Genomic DNA, 17,316 nt, shown 5'->3' on the forward strand with positions numbered 1-17,316 from the left:
TTTTTACCTTCTGACTGTCATCAGCATCATGCGATGAAAGGCCTTGACGAGGCCGGCATTCAACTCGAAATCACGCTTGACCTGACCCTCCTTCATGAGTTCCTCGGCAAGGCCGACGGTGTTGCCGGACTCCTGCACGCCGATCTCTTCGGTGGGCTTGGTGTCGATGACGCGGCTTGCCATTTCGGTTTCGGTGAAATGGCCCGGCTGCGTCGCCGCCATGCGGATGCCCGTGGTTTCGAGCACCGACTGGAAGGGGGTCACGTCCTTTGCCTTGAAGGCGGGCGTGTTCGCGTTGGCGATGTTGCCTGCAACCACGCTCTGGCGGACAGAAAGCCATTCGGCTTGTTTCGATGCCAGTTCAAACAGTTGTATCGGTTGCATGACAAGCTCCATCCTTGTTCGAGGCGAACCTACGGAGCCAATCTTGCGTGGGACTTGCACCGGGTGAGCTTCACCGCCAAGTCCCTGAATTCCCCGGAAATAAAGTGCTCAAGCTGCTCTTGCCACAGCGAGCGGGCGGCCGGCATCCCTCATCGGACGGGCCGAATCGAAGGCGGGCGAAGGCCCGCCGTCGCGTCAGTTGCGTTTGACGATGTCGCCGTTCGAGGTGACGATGACCCAGGCGCCGTCGCGCTGTTCCAGCGTCGCCAGGCGGCTGTTGTCCGGCAGGATCGAGCCGACACGCACGATATACATGCCGCTCGCATCCTCGATCAGCGCCCGGCCGTTCGCCACATGCATCAGCCGGAAGCCGGACGAGGCCGGCAGCGGCTGGTCGAGACCGGTTTCCACCGGAGCGCCGAGCGTCGTCTTATCCTTTTCACCGCCGCCAGCGGTGGTCGCGGTCGAGACGGGATCGACGCTTTCCAGGCTCGGATCGTCGTCGTTATCGACCATCGCGGCAGGCGAGACACTCATCACTTCCTTGGGCTTCGTTTCCGGCAGGTCGCGGGTGTTGCCTTCCCAAAGTGCGGGAACCGAAAACTGATCCGGGTTGAGGAAAACGTACCACGGAAAGAAAGCGGCCATGGCGGCCAGCAGCACGCCGGTGCCCACCAGCATCTTGTCGCCGGTGCTGTAACGCCCCTTCGTCACGCGCTTGATCGGCGGAACGCTCTGGTCCGCATCGAAATCCGTCACTGTCATCCCCTTCTCGTTGCCGGCGCGCCGCCCTGCCCGGCCGCATTCTTCAGCGCGACCGCAAGGTCGGAGAACGCGTCACCGGCGGGCCTTTCGCCCGGCGTCTGTTTCAAAACCTCGTAGATGATCGGCACCTGCTTGATCGCCATGTCGAGATCCGCATCGGCACCCGGGCGATAACCGCCGATGAGGCGCAGGTCGCGCGTCTCCTCGAACCGGTGGATCAGCGCCTTCAGCCGCGACACCAGCTTCTCCTGGTCCGGCGTCCAGGCCTTGCGGGCGAGACGCGAGATGGAGGCGAGCGGGTTGATCGGCGGGTAGCGGCCCTCTTCGGCGAGGCTGCGCTCAAGCACGATATGGCCGTCGAGAATGCCGCGTGTCGAGTCGGCGATCGGGTCGTTGTGGTTGTCACCGTCGACGAGGATCGAGATGATCGCGGTGATCGTGCCCGCACCCTCGGCGCCCGGTCCGGCACGCTCCAGCAGGCGCGGCAGCTCGGTGAAGACGGAGGCAGGATAGCCGCGGGCGATCGGCGGCTCGCCGGAGGCGGTCGCCACTTCCCGGATCGCATGCGCAAAGCGCGTGACGCTGTCGATGATCAGCAGGACGTTGTCGCCCTGGTCGCGGTAATGTTCGGCGATGGTTACGGCGGTCAGCGGCGCCATCTTGCGCAGCATCGGGCTCTCGTCGCTGGTCGCGACGACGGCAACCGACTTCGCGAGATTGTCGCCGAGCGTATCCTCAATGAATTCACGCACTTCACGGCCACGTTCGCCGACCAGCGCAATGACGACCTTGTCAAACGCGTCCGCGCGGGCGAGCATCGATAGAAGCGTCGACTTACCAACGCCGGAGCCGGCGAAGATGCCGAGGCGCTGGCCGAGGCAGAGCGGCGCGAAGATATCGATGGCGCGCACACCGGTATGAAACCCTTTTTCGACGCGTTTGCGGGTCATCGAGGGCGGAGCGGAATTGGAGATCGAGCGCCGTACGTCGCCCTGAACCAGCGGGCCGAGCCCGTCGATCGGCTCGCCCAGCGCATTGATCGTGCGGCCGCACCAGGAGGAGGCCGGTGCGACGCGGAAGGCGCCCTTGCGAATGACGGTGTCGTGGATGCCGATCGGCTCGCCCGGCTCGATCGGGCAGACGACGACCGTCTCCGGCTCCACACGCACGACTTCGCCCAGATGGATGCCCGTCGGGCTGCGATGCGCGACGAACTCGCCGAGGCGCACATGGCGCGACAGGCCGCTCACCGTATAGTTGCCGGACGCGATCGTCTGGACATGGCCGCCATGCACGACGGAAAATTCCGGCGAGGAATAGCGCCGCACCAGGCCCGCCATCGCGCTCAGCATGCGGCCGCCGTCGGGGATACGGGTGTCGCTGGTCGTCCTCTTCTCTGCCGCCATGATCGTTTACCGGTTTCCGCCGAAGGTGCGGATGGCTTCCTTCAGCGATTCCTCGCTGTCGCGCATCAGCGATGCGATGCTTTCGAAGGCGCGCGTGACCTGGATAAGCTGCGTCATCTCGCCGATGGCGTTGACGTTGGATTCCTCGACATAACCCTGCACCACGCCGGCATCCATGCGGTCGACGACCGGCTCGGGCGGAATGGTGGTGATGATGCCGCTGTTGCCGGCGCGCACGAAGCCGCCGGAGAGATCGGCGTCGAACAGGCCGAGGGCCGCGACGGGCTGGCCGTTCTGGTTGAGCTGGCCGTCGGCGCTGAGCAGGATCGGCCCGTTGGCGAGATCGAGCTGGATCGGCCCGCCGCCGGCATCCAGCACCGCATAGCCGTTGAGCGTCACCAGTTCGCCGGCATCGGTCACCGTGAAGCGGCCATCGCGGGTGAGCGTGGGGCCGGAGGGCGTCTCCACCTGGAACCAGGCGTCGCCCTTGATGGCGAAGTCGAGCGTGCCGCCGGTCTCCGTCATGCCGCCGCTGCGGGTGGACAGGAATTCGTTGCCCTGCGAGACGAAGGCGACGTCGGCGACCTTCTGGTCGCTGACGACCTGGTTGAACTTCACTTCCGTGGCGCGGAAGCCGACGGTCGTCGAATTCGCGACGTTGTCTGCCAGTGTCGTCAGGCGGCGATCAAGCGCAAGCTGGGACGAAAGCGATACATAGAGCCCGGTCTGCATGATCAGCGACCTCCGAGTTTCAGGTTGTTGATGGAAATCAGCAGGTCCGTCGAAATGCCGGTGAGGCTCGACGACTGGAAGACGGTCAGCGGATCGTAGCTGCCGGACGGGTTTTCCAGCTCCCACATGGCGGTGAAGCGTTCGAGGAACTTGCCGACCTTGCTGGTGTCCTTGAAGTCTTCGAGGTTCAGCGCCTCTTCGTAATAGGCGGCCTGCCGGTCGATATCGGTGCCGGCAAATTCCGCCGGCAGCTGGAGCGCGGTGCGCACGACCTGCGCCAGCGCGTCGTCGGCGATGATGGAATAGCCGGACGTGATGGACGAGGCCATGCGCTCGAAGTAGAGCGCCAGGCGCACGCCGGTATTGTCCTCGCCGGCGCTGACTTCCAGCGTCTGGCGGGCATATTTGTCGACGACGCCCTTCTGGGCGCGTTCGAAGCCGGTGGCGAACTCGCCGTGCTTGGCGAAGTTCAGCGATTCGGCCAGCTCCTTGTAACGGGTGTCGCTGAGCTGGTTGGCGAAGGCGGCCTCGTCCTCGGTGCCTTCCGTCAGCACCTTGCGCATGAAGGCCTTGGCGTAGGCCATGTCCTCCAGCCCGTGGGCCTTCATCACGTAGTTATAGAGCCGGCTGTCGGCGAAGAATTCATCGACCGACTTTATGCTGCCGATCTTCGAGAGGTAATATTCCGTCTCGCGCTTGACGTCCGGCTGCTCCGACACGCGCGACAGCGACGTCTGGAGGTCCGCGGTAATCAACTTGTAGCTCGTATAGGTGGTCGTCACGATTGGCCGCCGATCAAGGTGCAAGAAGGCACGATTGCCCGTTATGAGCCATGATCCTGCGGGTTTTTGCTTGCGCGAACCTGATCCGTAAACCTGCCGTTAGGTACAGCCTCACGCAAGGCTGGAACCGTATCTCCACAAGGGTCAGAATTGTGTCGGGACACCTGCGCTCATGAACATCATCATCGGTCTAATCGTTACCTTCGGCTGCGTCCTTGGCGGCTATATGGCCATGGGCGGGCACCTGGAGGTGCTGAACCAGCCCTTCGAGCTCCTGATCATCGGCGGCGCCGGCGTCGGCGGCTTCATCGTGGCGAACACGATGAAGGTGATCAAAGGGACCGGAACCGCGCTCGTCGAAGCCTTCAAGCACAAGGTTCCCAAGGAGCGCCATTATCTCGATACGCTCGGCGTGCTCTACAGCCTGATGCGGGACCTGCGCACGAAATCGCGCAACGAGATCGAAGCGCATATCGACAATCCGGACGAGTCGCCGATCTTCCAGTCCGCGCCAACAGTTCTCGCCAACAAGGAACTGACCGCCTTCATCTGCGACTATGTCCGCCTCATCATCATCGGCAATGCCCGCAGCCACGAAATCGAGGCGCTGATGGACGAGGAAATCCAAACGATTACCCGCGACAAGATGAAGCCCTACCACGCGCTCAGCACGATGGGCGACGCCTTCCCGGCCATCGGCATCGTCGCGGCCGTTCTCGGCGTTATCAAGGCCATGGGCGCCATCAACGAAAGCCCGGAAGTGCTTGGCGGCAAGATCGCGGCAGCCCTCGTCGGCACGCTGCTGGGCGTGTTCCTGTCCTATTCGATTGTCACCCCCATCATCACCAACATCAAGGTCGTGCGCGAAAAGCAGAACCGCCTCTACGTCATCGTCAAGCAGACGCTGCTCGCCTACATGAACGGCTCCGTGCCGCAGGTGGCGCTGGAATACGGCCGCAAGACCATCTCTTCCTACGAGCGCCCGTCGATCGACGCGGTCGAGCAGGAAATGATGAATCCGGGCGGCAGTTCGAAGGCGGCCTAAGACATGAAAGAAGCGAGCGTGAGCGAAACCCCTACCCTAGACCCGATCGTACTGGCCCGGCTCACCGGCCGGCTCGGCGACCAGGCGACGATCTCCAAGCTCTGCGCCAGCCTCGGCGACGTCTTTGCCGAGTTCCTGCCGGACATGCTGGAGAGCGAACTCGGTTTCGAGGTCGCGGTCTCCTATGCGGGTTTCGAGACGGGCAAATACGGCCCGCTGGTGGAAGGCCTCGGCGGCGCTATGGCGTTCTGCGATGCATCGCTGCGCGACTGGTGCGATCGCTTCACGCTGATCTGCGACAGCCCGATGATCATCACGCTCGTTGAGAACATGCTCGGCGCCGTCAGCGATACGATCGAGGATCCCGAGCCGCGGCCGCTCTCCAAGATCGAGCTCGACCTTGCCGCCATGATGTTCGACCGCATCTCCGGCGTCGTGAAGACCGCCGTCAACGGCGCGAACGGCTTTGAACCCTTCCTCGGTCCGGCGCACAATGCGGAGACTCGAAAAGCTGCCGACGACGGCTCGGACGACACCTTTGTCGCCATGGTCAACATGGCCGTCGGCATTGGACCGGTGCTCTCGACCTTCCACATCGTCGTTCCGCAGAGCGTTCTCCTGAAATCCAACATCGCTGCGCCGAAACCGGCGAATGTGGCGAAGACCCGCGTCGAGTGGAGCGAACAGCTCGGCGAGCAGGTCCGCCGCTCGAAGGTGACGCTGGAGGCGCGCATTCGTCTCGAAGCCCAGACGCTGGATACGATCAGCCGGCTGCAGGCGGGCGACATCATCCCTTTCAACGAGACGGGCGACGTTCGCGTCGACGTGAACGCCAACGGCCGCAACCTCTATGTCTGCGAGTTCGGCCGCTCCGGCGCCCGCTACACGGTTCGCGTCAAGGATACCTACGGTTCGGAGGACGAGCTTCTCCAGCACATCATTGGATAGTTTAGGCATGAAGCCTGACGAGTGGCACGCCTCAGGCAAGTTTCGAATGGAATAGTGGTCTTATGGCACCGAAGAAAACACCCATCGCTGACGACATGACGTCTTCCCTCAACGCGGGCGACCAGGAACTGGAGCAGGCGATCGACGACCTGCGCGGCGTTCTTCAGAAGGATGCTACCGGCAGTTTCGGCGCGGATCTTCCCGCGACCATCGACAACGACCCGCTCGCCGCTTTCGGCGGCGATTTCGGCAGCTCGGACTTCGGCGGCGGCGCGGCCACGTCGGATTTCGGCGGCGGCACGAGCTTCGGCGGGTCCGATTTCGGCGGCGGCACCGATTTTGGCGCCGATCTCGGCGAAGCAGCCCGCCCGGGCAGCGCGCTTACGTCCAACATGGACCTCATCATGGACATCCCGATCGATCTTCAGATCGTTCTGGGCTCGTCGCAGATGCAGGTCTCCAGCCTCATGAACCTCTCGGAGGGCGCTACGATCGCGCTCGACCGCCGCATCGGCGAGCCCGTCGAGGTCATGGTCAACGGCCGTGTCATCGGCCGCGGCGAAATCACCGTTCTTGAAAATGACGACACCCGCTTCGGGGTCAAGCTCATCGAAGTGAAGAGTACACGCAAGGTCTGATACCGGTTCAGGTCTCAGGGGGATAATCCATGATGGATTTCGAAAATTTCGGCACCTCCACAGCGGTCGGCGCACCGCTATCGCAGGTCGAGAAGGCGGCAGCCGTGCTTCTGGCCATGGGCAAGGGTGTTGCCGGCAAGCTCTTGAAGTATTTTACCCAGAGCGAGCTCCAGGCGATCATCGCCTCCGCGCAGAACCTGCGCGCCATCCCGCCGCACGAATTGCTGGACCTCGTCAACGAGTTCGAAGACCTCTTCACCGAGGGCGCCGGCCTCATGGACAATGCCAAGATGATGGAAGGCATTCTCGAAGAGGGCCTGACGCCGGACGAAGTCGACGGCCTGCTCGGCCGCCGCGCCACCTTCCAGGGCTACGAGACGACGATCTGGGACCGTCTGCAGGACGCCGATCCGGTCTTCGTCGCAAAGTTCCTGCTCAACGAGCACCCGCAGACCATCGCCTATATCCTCTCCATGATGCCCTCGGCCTTCGGCGCCAAGGTGCTGCTGGAGATCCCGGAAGATCACCGCGCCGACATCATCAACCGTACCGTCAACCTCAAGGACGCGAGCCCCAAGGCGACCGTCATCGTGGAAGCGCGCGTCATCGAGATGATCAATGCGCTCGACGCCGAACGCAACTCGATGGGTTCGAACAAGGTTGCGGACCTCATGAACGAGCTCGAAAAGTCGCAGGTCGACGAAATGCTCGCCTCGCTCGAAACGGTCTCCACCGAATCGGTCAAGAAGGTTCGTCCGAAGATCTTCCTCTTCGAAGACGTGCTCTATATGCCGCAGAGAAGCCGCGTGTCGCTGTTCAACGACGTCTCCGGCGACATCATCACGGCGGCCCTTCGCGGCTCGACGATGGAACTGCGCGAATCGATCCTCTCCTCGATCGGCGCACGCCAGCGCCGCATGATCGAATCCGATCTCGCCGCCGGCGACCAGGGCGTCAACCCGCGCGAAGTGGCAATCGCCCGCCGCTCGATCACGCAGGAAGCCATCCGCCTGGCGGCGGCCGGACAAATCCAGTTGAAGGAGAAGGAACAGGCGCGCGAAGCGGCCTGATCCCGCTTGACACCGTAACGCCACAGGCGGAGCGTACTTCCGGCCCGAATCTCCTGAATGGGGATTCGGGCCGTTTCTTTTAGGGAGCGCGACGTGTCGGACGACGACAAAGACAGCAAAACAGAACTCCCGACCGAGAAGAAGATTCGCGACGCGATGGAGAAGGGCAACACACCCTTCTCACGCGAAATCACCATCTTCGCCTCGACGCTCGCGATCTATCTCTTCCTCGTCTTCTTCATGCCGGGCGGCATCGCGCGGATGAACGAAACGTTGCGCGACTTCTTCGAGCAGCCGGAGGCCTGGAACCTCAAGACCGGCACCGATGTGATCGCGATCTTCCGCCATCTCGGCTGGGAGGCCGCAACGCTTCTGACGCCCATTCTCATTATGATGATGGTGTTCGGCATCGCCTCCTCCGTCTTGCAGAACCTGCCGAGCCCGGTGCTCGAACGCGTGCGCCCGCAGATCTCCCGCCTCAACCCAGTGAAGGGCCTCGGCCGCCTGTTCGGCAAGCAGGGCCTCGTCGAATTCGCCAAGTCGCTGATCAAGATCCTGCTCGTCTCGCTCGTCGTGGCGCTCGCCATGCGCGGCAATTATTTCGCCTCGCTCGACACGATGTTCTCCGAGCCGGCGGCGCTCATCATGATGATGACCGCCGACATCAACAAGGTGCTGCTGATCATCCTGTTTGCCACCGCGCTCATCGCCGGCATCGACTTCGCCTGGACGCGCCATCACTGGTTCTCCGAACTGATGATGACGAAGCAGGAGGTGAAGGAAGAAATGAAGCAGTCGCAGGGTGACCCGATCGTGCGCGCCCGCATGCGCTCGATCCAGCGCGACCGCGCCCGCCGCCGCATGATGACGGCCGTGCCGCGCGCCACCCTCGTCATCGCCAACCCGACCCACTTCGCCGTCGCCCTGCGTTACGTGCGCGAAGAAGGCGATGCGCCGGTCGTCGTCGCCAAGGGCCAGGACCTCGTCGCGCTGAAGATTCGTGAGATCGCCGAGGAGAACGGAATACCGGTTTTTGAAGACCCGCCGCTCGCACGCTCAATGTTTGCGCAAGTCTCGGTCGATAGTGTCATTCCGCCGGTGTTTTACAAAGCCGTGGCAGAGCTGATTCACCGGGTTTACGCAGCTTCGCCTCAGACCAGACGGGTAAACTAGATCCGATGAGAAAATGCACCTATTCCGCCGAGCGCGAGAAGATTGTTGCTGAAGCAATCTGCCCGGTCGCCACAGAGCTCCGACTGCTCGACGCCGCCGATCTCGTCTCGTTGTTGCGTTTCGAGTGCTACGGTAACCTGGCCGATCTGGTCTCCTCGGCGGCGGAGCTGTATTTCCTGCCCGGCACGGTGAATTTCGGCGCCGGCGGCGACTACAGCCTCGATTGGGGCACCGAGCCGGAAGTGACGCTCGACATGGAGCTGCGCCCGCAGGGCGTCACCGTCTATGCGAAGCTTCTGTTGCAGAAGGACACGGCAGGCGTGGAAGTGACCCATGTCGCCTTCAACAATCCGTCCGCGGATCCCGACGACAACACGGCCTTCCTGCGCAAGAGCCTCCAGGAGGCGCGCTACGTGAAGTCCGGCGGCAAGGCGCCACCGGCTCTGCACGCCCATTAGAGCATTTCCGCAATTCCGGACGCAAAACCGCTACGCACTTTTGCTGGAATTGCTTTAAGGCAAAAGGCTCGTCAGGTGATGTAGCCGAGGCGGATAGCCTTGGCGATCGCCTGGATGCGGTTGACCGCGTCGAGCTTCGTCGTGGCGGTGCCGAGATAGGCGTTCACGGTGTGCACCGAAAGCCCCATCTTTTCCGCGATCGCCTCCGAGATGCAGCCGTCGCCGGCCATCTGGAGGCAGGCGATCTCGCGTTCGCTGAGCGCTTCGGAGGGTGCGAGCTTCTTTTCCTCGCAGGCCAGCATGTCGATCAGCACCTGGCAGCTCTTCATGTGCATGTCGACGATGAGGTCGCTGGAAGGCGCGATGAACGGCCCCACGAAGACGACATAGCCATTGCCATGCGCGCCGAGGCGAATCGGGAAAGCGATGCCCGACCAGGCGAGCAGCCGCGGCGGGAGGCGTGTCGTGAAAGGCTCTGCGCCCGATTCGGCGAACTGGTTGTCGCCAGCCCCTTCCCAGATCAGCGGCAGCATGGACGCTTCGAGATGGGCGAGCATGGCGGGGCCGTAGGCTTCGATCAGCGAACGGGCATTGCCATCGACATCCTGCGCCCAGTTGTGCAGCGAGAGCGTCAGCTTGCGCGCCGACGGCAGGCCGTGGCCGCTGAGGCGAAGCACCGCGAAGTGCTCGGCGCCGATGATCGTCTGCATCACCTGAAGGCGTGAGACGAAATCGGAGGCGCGGGCGGCTTTCGGCGGACGCGCAAGGCGGATTTCCGTCTCGATGGCCGTGGGGGCGGAAAGCTGGATGTCCATGATGCCCTCCTCAGACCAGGCTGTTGCGAACGGCCCAGGCGATTGCCTCGGACCGCGTCTTGGTCGCGGTCTTGCGCATCACGCTGGTGATGTAGTTGTTGATCGTGTTGCGCGAGATGCCGAGGATGACGGCAATCTCGTCGCTCGTCTTGCCTTCGGCGATCCAGTAGAGGCACTCGATCTCGCGTTCAGTCAGCTCCATCTCACGATCCTGCCGGAGGATCGCGCCCTTGCAGCAAACGCTGGCGAAATAACCGGTCATGACGCCGACATCGCGCAGCTTGCTCTGGGAGAGGATGAAATGCTCCGGGAAGAGCAGCAGCAGCGACATGCGCGCCCGGCCGACATGGAACGCGATGACGCAATATTCGCGGCTGACGCCCTTCGGCACCGGGGCGCCCTCGGCGAGGTGGTGGAAGCAGGGCTTCAACAGCCCGAGGCACTTGTCGAGTTCGCTCATGCGGGACTGGCTGGCAAGCACGGAGCCCGCGATGGAGCGCACCATGTCGAACGGCCAGTCCGAGGCCACGACGGTTTCCAGCCCGGCTTCGGGCGAGACATCGTGGCGGACGAGAAGGTAGTGGGACGCGCTGACATAATCGGTCAGCGCTCTCAGACCGGTGGACAGGCCCGCGCGGTTGGCGCAGCGTCCGAGGTGTTGAATCAGAAGCTCACGCGCACTCTTACGCTCACCTGACTCGGCAGAGAATCCATAGGATTCCCAGGCCGCGACATCCGACCGGATCGTTTCCATGATAGCCCCCTGTTCCGATTCAGAACGGACATTCCCGCCTCCTTCCCGCCAAAAGTTCGGAACCGTCCGAACTTCCCCCGGTCAGGCCGCATCGGCGAGAATCACCAAGCGAATCAGTGACTAAAGTGTACATCGGCCATCGCTAAAAACCACCGCCATCTTCTCGGGATTTACTTTTGCCGGCTTCCGTGAGTCGATTCGAAACGGGTGATTTGCCGGCCCACGAAGCGCCTAATCTCGCCGATGAGCTAGAGGTAAGTGATTGTTAACCATACAATATTCATTTGCCGCAATCAGGGTGCCGCTTGAAAGTGGGCGCTAATTCGATTCACGATTGTGAATAAATAATACAAATCACAACCATAAAGATCATAAACTTTTTGCGAGCATCGGCGGCGTGCGGAATCGGCGGGGCGGGAAGTGACTCCGCCAGCGAAAAAATTGCGCGGTTCGGCCAGGCGAGCGTTGCTGAAATGCGACACGAATTGGCAAATCAGCGTCGCCGTTTTGTCATCCGCAAAAGCAAGGGCGCGGTCGTTGCCGACCGCGCCCGATGCCTTTCGAAATTTTGGAACCGTCAGGCCGCTTCCTTGTCGACCGCCCACTTGCGCAGGATCTTGGCAGCGCGTTCCTCGCTGATCTCGACCATGCGGCCGAGGCGGCGTTCCGGGCCTTCCTTGACGCGGCGGTTGAAGGTGCCGTCGCCGTCGTCGCCGGCATTGAGCAAGTCGTCCGTGCTGTCGAAGCCGAAGTCCGCGCCGAAGCCGTCCATGAGGGTGGCGCCGGGGCCGCCGACACCCGCCACCGGCGAGAAGTCGGGCAGCTCGAGGCCGGCCGCGTCGCTTTCCAGCGCATTGGCCGAGGCACCGCCGCCGGTGACCGAGCGGACCGCCGGGCGAAGGCCGAACCAGACCACCACGATGGCGACGCCGAGGAAGGCCAGCGCATTGATGATGCCGCCGAGATTGCGCGTCAGCACTTCCATGATGCCCGGACCTGCCACAGCCTCGTCGAGGAGCTGGTGATCGAGGAATTCCATGGCGTTGATCGTCACGATGTCGCCGCGGTCGGTGCTGAGGCCAGCGGCTGAAGAGACGATCTTCTGCATGTCGGCGATGTAGGCATCGATTTTCGCCTGGTCGGCAGGCTCGCCAACCATGGCAGCGATACGGGCGCGGTTGACGACGACGGCGACAGACAACTTCTCGACCGCAAAGCCGCTGCGCACGGTGGCGACGGTCTTGCTGTTGATCTCGTAGTTGGTCTGCTCTTCCTTCTTGTCGGCTTCGTCGCTCGATTTCTGGCCGTTAGCGTCGCCCTCGGGGCCGCCCTGGGGAATGTTCTGCTCGACGGTCGCGGCCTTGTTGTCGGCCTGCTGTTGAGACTTCTGGGTTTCTCGCGTTACGCGGACCGAGCGCTCGACGCGGGATTCCGGATCGTAGACTGTCTCCTGGATCTGCTGCGAGTCCGTGTTGAGCGAGGCTGTAACGCTGGCGCGGAAATTGTCCATGCCAAGGAAGGGTGCGAGCGCTTTTTCGATATTGCGTTCGACTTCGCTCTGCACGGTCTGTACGGCCGTCAGCGAGCGGTTGACTGCGCCGTTCTCCGCATCGTCGCCGGAGGCGAGAAGCTGGCCGGCCGAATCGAGGATGGTGACGCCGTCGACTTCCAGGCCCGGCACGGAGGCCGCGACCAGATGGCGGATCGCGCCGGCGGATTCACGACCGACCTGCGCGCTGGCGCGGATCATCACGGAAGCGGTCGGCACCTGCTCCGCCTTGCGGAAGTTGCCGCGCTCCGGCATGACGATGTGCACGCGGGCGGCGGCGATGCCGCTGATCTGCTGGATGGTGCGGGCGATCTCGCCTTCAAGCGCGCGAACGCGCGTCACTTCCTGCATGAAGGAGGTGAGGCCGAGCGAGCCGACCTTGTCGAAGAGTTCGTAGCCGGAATTGGCGCTGCTCGGCAGGCCGCGCTCGGCGAGATAGAGCCGCGCCTTGCCCGTCTGGCCGACCGGCACTTCGATGCTGCCGCCGTCCGTTCCGGTATTGAAGTCGATATTGGCTTCGGCAAGCGCCAGGCTGATCTGGTTCACGTCGGTCTTTTCCAGACCGACATAGAGTGTCTCGTAAGCGGGTTTGTTAACCAGGATTCCGGCGGCAAGCACCAGACCGACCGAGACGATGGCGGCTCCCGCCAGCATCGCGAGCTTCGCCTGCCCTAGCGAAGCCAGGTTCTTGTAGACTTTCGTCAACTGTTCCAACAGATTCATTCTGTTCCCGCACGGACTAGTCGCCTGGACACCGGGCAACATGCCGGCACTATCAGACGCATTTTCAATCTCGTGGGACGAAACCGGCGCATTTCCGCACGCGCCGCCTGCCCCATGGAATACCTGGATCTAACTGACCCGACATGGAGACTAGCCGGCGAAACTTGCGCGAGCATTTCGTTGCGGCGCACCGGAGAGTGCCCGCACAATGCAGGACGGCGCCACAGGGGCGCCGCCAAACTCACCGATTATAGTGTGTGGAATCGGCTAGAAGGCCTCGAAATCGCCGACTGCCTTGCCGATCGGCTGGGAATGGCCGTGGCGCATTCCGTTGCTCAGCGCCTTCTGCATATCGGCAAGCTTCACCAGATTGAGCGCCGTCGTGACGTCGACGATCCAGTTCTCCGGAATGCTTGCGGTGATCGTGTCGATGAACTCGGCGAGGCCGCGCGTCTTCTGGACCGCAAGGTCGATGCCTTGCAGCACCATCATGCGTTCCATGGCGTTCGCTGCGGTTTCGCCGTGCACGGCGGCCAGTTGCGGCTCGATACGTTCGATCAGGTAGGCGACGTCGTGCAGTTCGGACACGATTCGCATCAGGACATCCGGAAGGGCTTCCTCCATGGCAGTCGCTGCACTCAGATACTCGGCTTGCATGGGTGACCCTTTTTATACCCTGTTCGCTTCCTTGGGGTGCGATTGCCCGGTCAGAAGAATTCGATCGAGCTTTCGACAGGCCGGGCGACGGGTACGGGCCGCTGCTCCAGCGCCACCGTCTTCTGCGTCTCCACCCCTGTCAGCGCATATTGCCGGGCCCGGCCGCTCGACGGCCAGTATTCCAGCTTGCGCCCGTGCTCGCCGCCGGTGCTTTCACCGACGACCTTGATGCCTTCGTCCATCAGGAACTGCCGGGCGAACAGCGCGTTCTGCTCGCCGACATTGGAGAAGCGCGCGATCGTCTTCGCGCCCCCGAAAATCTTCGCCTCCAGCCGGTCGCGGCGCGCGCCCTGCTTCAAAAGGCCGTTGATCAACAGTTCCATCAGGTGCACGCCGTAGCGCGTGGCGTCGCCGCCCGAGGCCATCGCCTCGGCCGAGCCCGGCAGCAGGAAATGGTTCATACCGCCGACGCCAATGACCGGGTCGCGCATGCAGGCGGCCACGCACGAGCCGAGAATGGTGGTGAGCACCACATTCGGATCGTTGAGGACCTTGTATTCTCCCTGGATGACATGGACGCGGCGCGTCCCGGCGTCTGCTATCATTTCAATGCCCCGAACACGGCTTCGATGGCCGCCTTCATCTTTTCGATGGTGAACGGCTTGGCGAGAACGTTGTTGGCCCCGAGTGCCGCCGCCTTCTGCACCAGCGCGCGGTCGCCTTGCGCGGTGAGGATGATGAAGGCCGCCTTCTTGGTGGTGGGGTTGGACCGCACCGCCTGAAGGAACTCGATGCCGTCCATCTTCGGCATGTTGAAGTCGGAGATGACGAGATGGTGTGGTTGCTGGGCCATGATGGCCATGCCCTGCGCACCATCACCGGCTGCCGTGATCTGCTTGAAGCCGAGCTGTTGCAGGGCATCACCCAGCAGCAGGCGACTGGTCACCTGATCATCGACGATGAGGACTTTGATTTTTTCAGCGATAGACATTATTCGCTCCCTTCTCTACGGGCCGCAGTGATCTTCAAGATTTCCTCCCCAATGGAGGAGAGCGGAAACTGGTGTTCTACGGCGCCCAGCTCGAAAGCCACCCTCGGCATTCCATATACGACGCAGGTTTTTTCATTCTGACCGATGGTCCGCGCCCCTGCATGGCGCATTTTCAACAGGCCGCTTGCCCCATCCCGGCCCATGCCGGTCAGGATGACGCCGACCGCATTGCGGCCGGCAAGTTCGGCCACCGAATCAAACAGCACATCCACCGAAGGGCGATGGCCGTTGACCGGATCCCGTTCCACCAACCGGCAGCATGGCGCATGTGGGTTGGAGACCTGGAGGTGACGTTCGCCGCCGGGCGCCAGGTAGATCTTGCCGATCTCCAGGCGGGCACCGTCCGTCGCTTCCTGCACCACGGGCGCGCAGAGCCGGTGCAACCGGTCGGCAAAGCTCTTGGTGAAGGACGGCGGCATGTGCTGGGTGATGACGGTCGGCGGGCAATTGACCGGGAACTTCTGCAAGACCGCGATCAGCGCTTCCACGCCGCCCGTCGAGGCGCCGATGGCGACGACCCGGCGGCCGGGCTTGTAGCTGACGGCCGGGTTGACGTTTGCGGCGGTCGGCGCCAGCGGCGGCACGTCCGTGCGGATCTGGCGGCGCTGCGAGCGGGCGGCGGCCTTCACCTTTTCGGCGAGGTCGCCGAAGGGGCGGGCGTCGCCCGGCTGCGGTTTTCCCACGCAATCGAAGGCACCGATTTCCAGCGCCATCAGCGAGGCTTCCGCGCCGCGATGGGTCAGCGTCGAGACCATGATGACCGGCATCGGCCGGAGCTTCATGATCTTGTCGAGGAATTCGAGCCCGTTCATGTTCGGCATCTCGATATCCAGCGTCACGACGTCCGGATTGAGCTGCTTGATCGCGTTGCGGGCTTCCATGGCGTCGCCGGCCTGGCCGACGACGTTGACGTCCGGATCTGCATTGAGCACGGCCGTGATCAGGCCGCGCATGGTCGGCGAGTCGTCGACGACGAGTACGCGCGCGGGTGCCATCATGCGCTCCTCCTGTACTTGCCCGTGTAGCGGTAGGTGGTGATGCCGATATTATCGAACTGGTTCTTCGCCTCGCCCGAGACGCGCTCCGAGTGGCCGATATAGAGGTGGCCGGCGTCGCCGAGCATGCCGGCGAAGCGCGACCAAATCTTCATCTGCGTCGGCTCGTCGAAATAGATCACGACGTTGCGGCAGAAGATCACGTCGAACGGACCCTTGAACGGCCATTGCGCCATCAGGTTCAGTTCGTTGAAGGTGATGAGGCGCTTTACGCGGTCATCGACCTGCCATTTCTGCCGGCCGCCCGCATCCACCTCGCGGAAGAACTGCTTTCGCATCGCGGGGTTGACGGTTTCGAGCGCATTGGCGTCGTAGGCGCCGGCGCGGGCGATGGCGAGAATTTTCGGGTCGATATCCGTCGCGAGGATGCGGAAGTCGTAGTCCGCGGCGTTCGGCATCAGCGACAGCACGGTCAGCGCGATCGAATAGGGCTCCTGGCCATCCGAACAGGCGGCCGACCAGATGCGCACGCGGCCGCCATTGCGCGCGCGCGCCAGGAGGTCCGGCAGCACGTCGCTCTTCATATGGTCGAAGTGATGGTTCTCGCGGAAGAAGCGCGTGAAGTTGGTCGTCAGGTGCGACAGCATCTCCTTGCGCGGGCCGGCACCGGCGGGCGAGGAGACGAGCGCGCAATATTCCCGGAACCCCTTGAGGCCGAGCTGGCGGATATGCTTCGACAGGCGCGAATAGACGAGCGAGGCCTTGGTCTCGTTGAGGTAGATTCCGGCATCCGCATAGATCATGGCCGCAATCTCGGAGAGGTCCTTGCGCGTCAGCGGGTATTCGCCGCTGGCAAGGCACTCGTCCGGAGACTGTCTTGCATCGATGGCCGGGGAATAGGTCATGCAGCTTCGCTTTCCGTATGCGGGAACAGGGCATCGAGTTCGATGAGGCAGATCATGCGGCCCTCGATGGCGAGGATTCCGCGGGCGTAGGCCTTCGCCGCCTCATTGGCGATGTCCGGCGTCGGCTGCATGTTGTCGTCCGTCACGGTCAGGATGTCGGACACCGCATCGACCAGCAGGCCCACCACCCTCGCCCCGACCTGGGCGACGATGATGACGTGGCGCACTGTCGGCTCGGCCGGCTTCATGCCGAGGCGCAGCGACAGGTCGACGATCGGCAGAACGGCACCCCGCAGGTTGATCACGCCTAGCACATAGGACGGTGCATGCGGCATCGACGTCGCCGGGGTCCATCCACGGATCTCCCGGACCGACATCACGTTCACGCAGAACTCCTGGTCGCCGATCCTGAAGGCGATCAGTTCCCGTCCGTGCGTGAGATTGTTTGCCGCGTACGTCATTGTCT

20 protein-coding genes are annotated in these 17,316 nt (G+C 62.9%); 6 read left to right on the plus strand and 14 right to left on the minus strand.

Annotated elements, in window-relative coordinates:
• Window positions 1-3 precede the first annotated feature (3 nt).
• The 5 genes from flgB to AC1Q6Z_RS27985 form a co-directional block, all read right to left on the minus strand.
• Window positions 4-384 carry a flagellar basal body rod protein FlgB gene (gene flgB / locus AC1Q6Z_RS27965; RefSeq protein WP_256120744.1) on the minus strand — a complete coding sequence of 127 codons (381 nt, stop codon included), beginning with the start codon at window positions 382-384 and terminating at the stop codon, window positions 4-6.
• A 195-nt stretch (window positions 385-579) separates the two neighbouring features.
• Window positions 580-1,149: a flagellar protein gene (locus tag AC1Q6Z_RS27970; RefSeq protein WP_435267674.1), complete on the minus strand. Its 570-nt coding sequence runs from the start codon at window positions 1,147-1,149 to the stop codon at window positions 580-582.
• On the minus strand, window positions 1,146-2,555 hold the full coding sequence (gene fliI, locus AC1Q6Z_RS27975; protein ID WP_439630056.1) for a flagellar protein export ATPase FliI: 1,410 nt from the start codon (window positions 2,553-2,555) through the stop codon (window positions 1,146-1,148). The genes AC1Q6Z_RS27970 and fliI overlap by 4 nt, the downstream gene beginning before the upstream one ends.
• A 6-nt stretch (window positions 2,556-2,561) precedes the next feature.
• A complete protein-coding gene (gene flgF, locus AC1Q6Z_RS27980) occupies window positions 2,562-3,287 on the minus strand; it encodes a flagellar basal-body rod protein FlgF (RefSeq protein WP_256120747.1) in 726 nt (241 codons plus the stop codon).
• Window positions 3,288-3,289: 2 nt separating this feature from the next.
• On the minus strand, window positions 3,290-4,069 hold the full coding sequence (locus AC1Q6Z_RS27985; RefSeq protein ID WP_492649945.1) for a DUF1217 domain-containing protein: 780 nt from the start codon (window positions 4,067-4,069) through the stop codon (window positions 3,290-3,292).
• A 172-nt stretch (window positions 4,070-4,241) separates the two neighbouring features.
• On the opposite strand from AC1Q6Z_RS27985, the gene motA reads away from it, so the two are divergent.
• The 6 genes from motA to AC1Q6Z_RS28015 all read left to right on the plus strand — a co-directional run bounded on the left by motA (window position 4,242) and on the right by AC1Q6Z_RS28015 (window position 9,401).
• Window positions 4,242-5,114 (plus strand): flagellar motor stator protein MotA, encoded by an 873-nt coding sequence (gene motA / locus AC1Q6Z_RS27990; protein WP_256120749.1) that lies wholly within the window; start codon window positions 4,242-4,244, stop codon window positions 5,112-5,114.
• Window positions 5,115-5,117: 3 nt separating this feature from the next.
• Complete coding sequence (locus AC1Q6Z_RS27995; RefSeq protein WP_439615026.1) at window positions 5,118-6,062, plus strand: FliM/FliN family flagellar motor switch protein; 945 nt, start codon at window positions 5,118-5,120, stop codon at window positions 6,060-6,062.
• 62 nt (window positions 6,063-6,124) lie between these two features.
• Window positions 6,125-6,700, plus strand: a complete 576-nt coding sequence (gene fliN / locus AC1Q6Z_RS28000; RefSeq protein ID WP_435267550.1) for a flagellar motor switch protein FliN — start codon at window positions 6,125-6,127, stop codon at window positions 6,698-6,700.
• Between the two features lie 29 nt (window positions 6,701-6,729).
• On the plus strand, window positions 6,730-7,770 hold the full coding sequence (fliG, locus tag AC1Q6Z_RS28005; RefSeq protein WP_256120752.1) for a flagellar motor switch protein FliG: 1,041 nt from the start codon (window positions 6,730-6,732) through the stop codon (window positions 7,768-7,770).
• A 57-nt stretch (window positions 7,771-7,827) separates the two neighbouring features.
• A complete protein-coding gene (flhB, locus tag AC1Q6Z_RS28010; protein WP_256120753.1) occupies window positions 7,828-8,943 on the plus strand; it encodes a flagellar biosynthesis protein FlhB in 1,116 nt (371 codons plus the stop codon).
• A gap of 5 nt (window positions 8,944-8,948) precedes the next feature.
• Complete coding sequence (locus AC1Q6Z_RS28015) at window positions 8,949-9,401, plus strand: BspJ family T4SS effector nucleomodulin (RefSeq protein ID WP_256120754.1); 453 nt, start codon at window positions 8,949-8,951, stop codon at window positions 9,399-9,401.
• A gap of 71 nt (window positions 9,402-9,472) precedes the next feature.
• Here AC1Q6Z_RS28015 and visR read toward each other — a convergent pair whose 3' ends face one another.
• The 9 genes from visR to AC1Q6Z_RS28060 form a co-directional block, all read right to left on the minus strand.
• The gene (visR, locus tag AC1Q6Z_RS28020; protein WP_492649946.1) at window positions 9,473-10,216 is read right to left on the minus strand and encodes a transcriptional regulator VisR; all 744 of its coding nucleotides are present in this window, start codon (window positions 10,214-10,216) and stop codon (window positions 9,473-9,475) included.
• 10 nt (window positions 10,217-10,226) lie between these two features.
• Window positions 10,227-10,970: a transcriptional regulator VisN gene (gene visN, locus AC1Q6Z_RS28025; RefSeq protein WP_435267549.1), complete on the minus strand. Its 744-nt coding sequence runs from the start codon at window positions 10,968-10,970 to the stop codon at window positions 10,227-10,229.
• 577 nt (window positions 10,971-11,547) lie between these two features.
• The gene (gene fliF / locus AC1Q6Z_RS28030) at window positions 11,548-13,242 is read right to left on the minus strand and encodes a flagellar basal-body MS-ring/collar protein FliF (RefSeq protein WP_492649947.1); all 1,695 of its coding nucleotides are present in this window, start codon (window positions 13,240-13,242) and stop codon (window positions 11,548-11,550) included.
• Window positions 13,243-13,509: 267 nt separating this feature from the next.
• Window positions 13,510-13,899 carry a chemotaxis protein CheT gene (cheT, locus tag AC1Q6Z_RS28035; protein ID WP_256120759.1) on the minus strand — a complete coding sequence of 130 codons (390 nt, stop codon included), beginning with the start codon at window positions 13,897-13,899 and terminating at the stop codon, window positions 13,510-13,512.
• Window positions 13,900-13,949: 50 nt separating this feature from the next.
• The gene (gene cheD / locus AC1Q6Z_RS28040) at window positions 13,950-14,504 is read right to left on the minus strand and encodes a chemoreceptor glutamine deamidase CheD (RefSeq protein WP_256120760.1); all 555 of its coding nucleotides are present in this window, start codon (window positions 14,502-14,504) and stop codon (window positions 13,950-13,952) included.
• The gene (locus AC1Q6Z_RS28045; RefSeq protein WP_069059978.1) at window positions 14,501-14,890 is read right to left on the minus strand and encodes a response regulator; all 390 of its coding nucleotides are present in this window, start codon (window positions 14,888-14,890) and stop codon (window positions 14,501-14,503) included. Before AC1Q6Z_RS28045 ends, cheD begins: the two co-directional genes overlap by 4 nt.
• Entirely contained in the window at window positions 14,890-15,948 is a 1,059-nt protein-coding gene (gene cheB / locus AC1Q6Z_RS28050) for a protein-glutamate O-methylesterase CheB (RefSeq protein ID WP_435267548.1), read from the minus strand. The genes AC1Q6Z_RS28045 and cheB overlap by 1 nt, the downstream gene beginning before the upstream one ends.
• Window positions 15,945-16,850: a protein-glutamate O-methyltransferase CheR gene (cheR, locus tag AC1Q6Z_RS28055; protein ID WP_256120762.1), complete on the minus strand. Its 906-nt coding sequence runs from the start codon at window positions 16,848-16,850 to the stop codon at window positions 15,945-15,947. The genes cheB and cheR overlap by 4 nt, the downstream gene beginning before the upstream one ends.
• Entirely contained in the window at window positions 16,847-17,311 is a 465-nt protein-coding gene (locus AC1Q6Z_RS28060; protein ID WP_492649948.1) for a chemotaxis protein CheW, read from the minus strand. The genes cheR and AC1Q6Z_RS28060 overlap by 4 nt, the downstream gene beginning before the upstream one ends.
• Between the last annotated feature and the right edge of the window lie 5 nt (window positions 17,312-17,316).

This window comes from Shinella sp. GW835-FHT14H05, assembly GCF_058793575.1.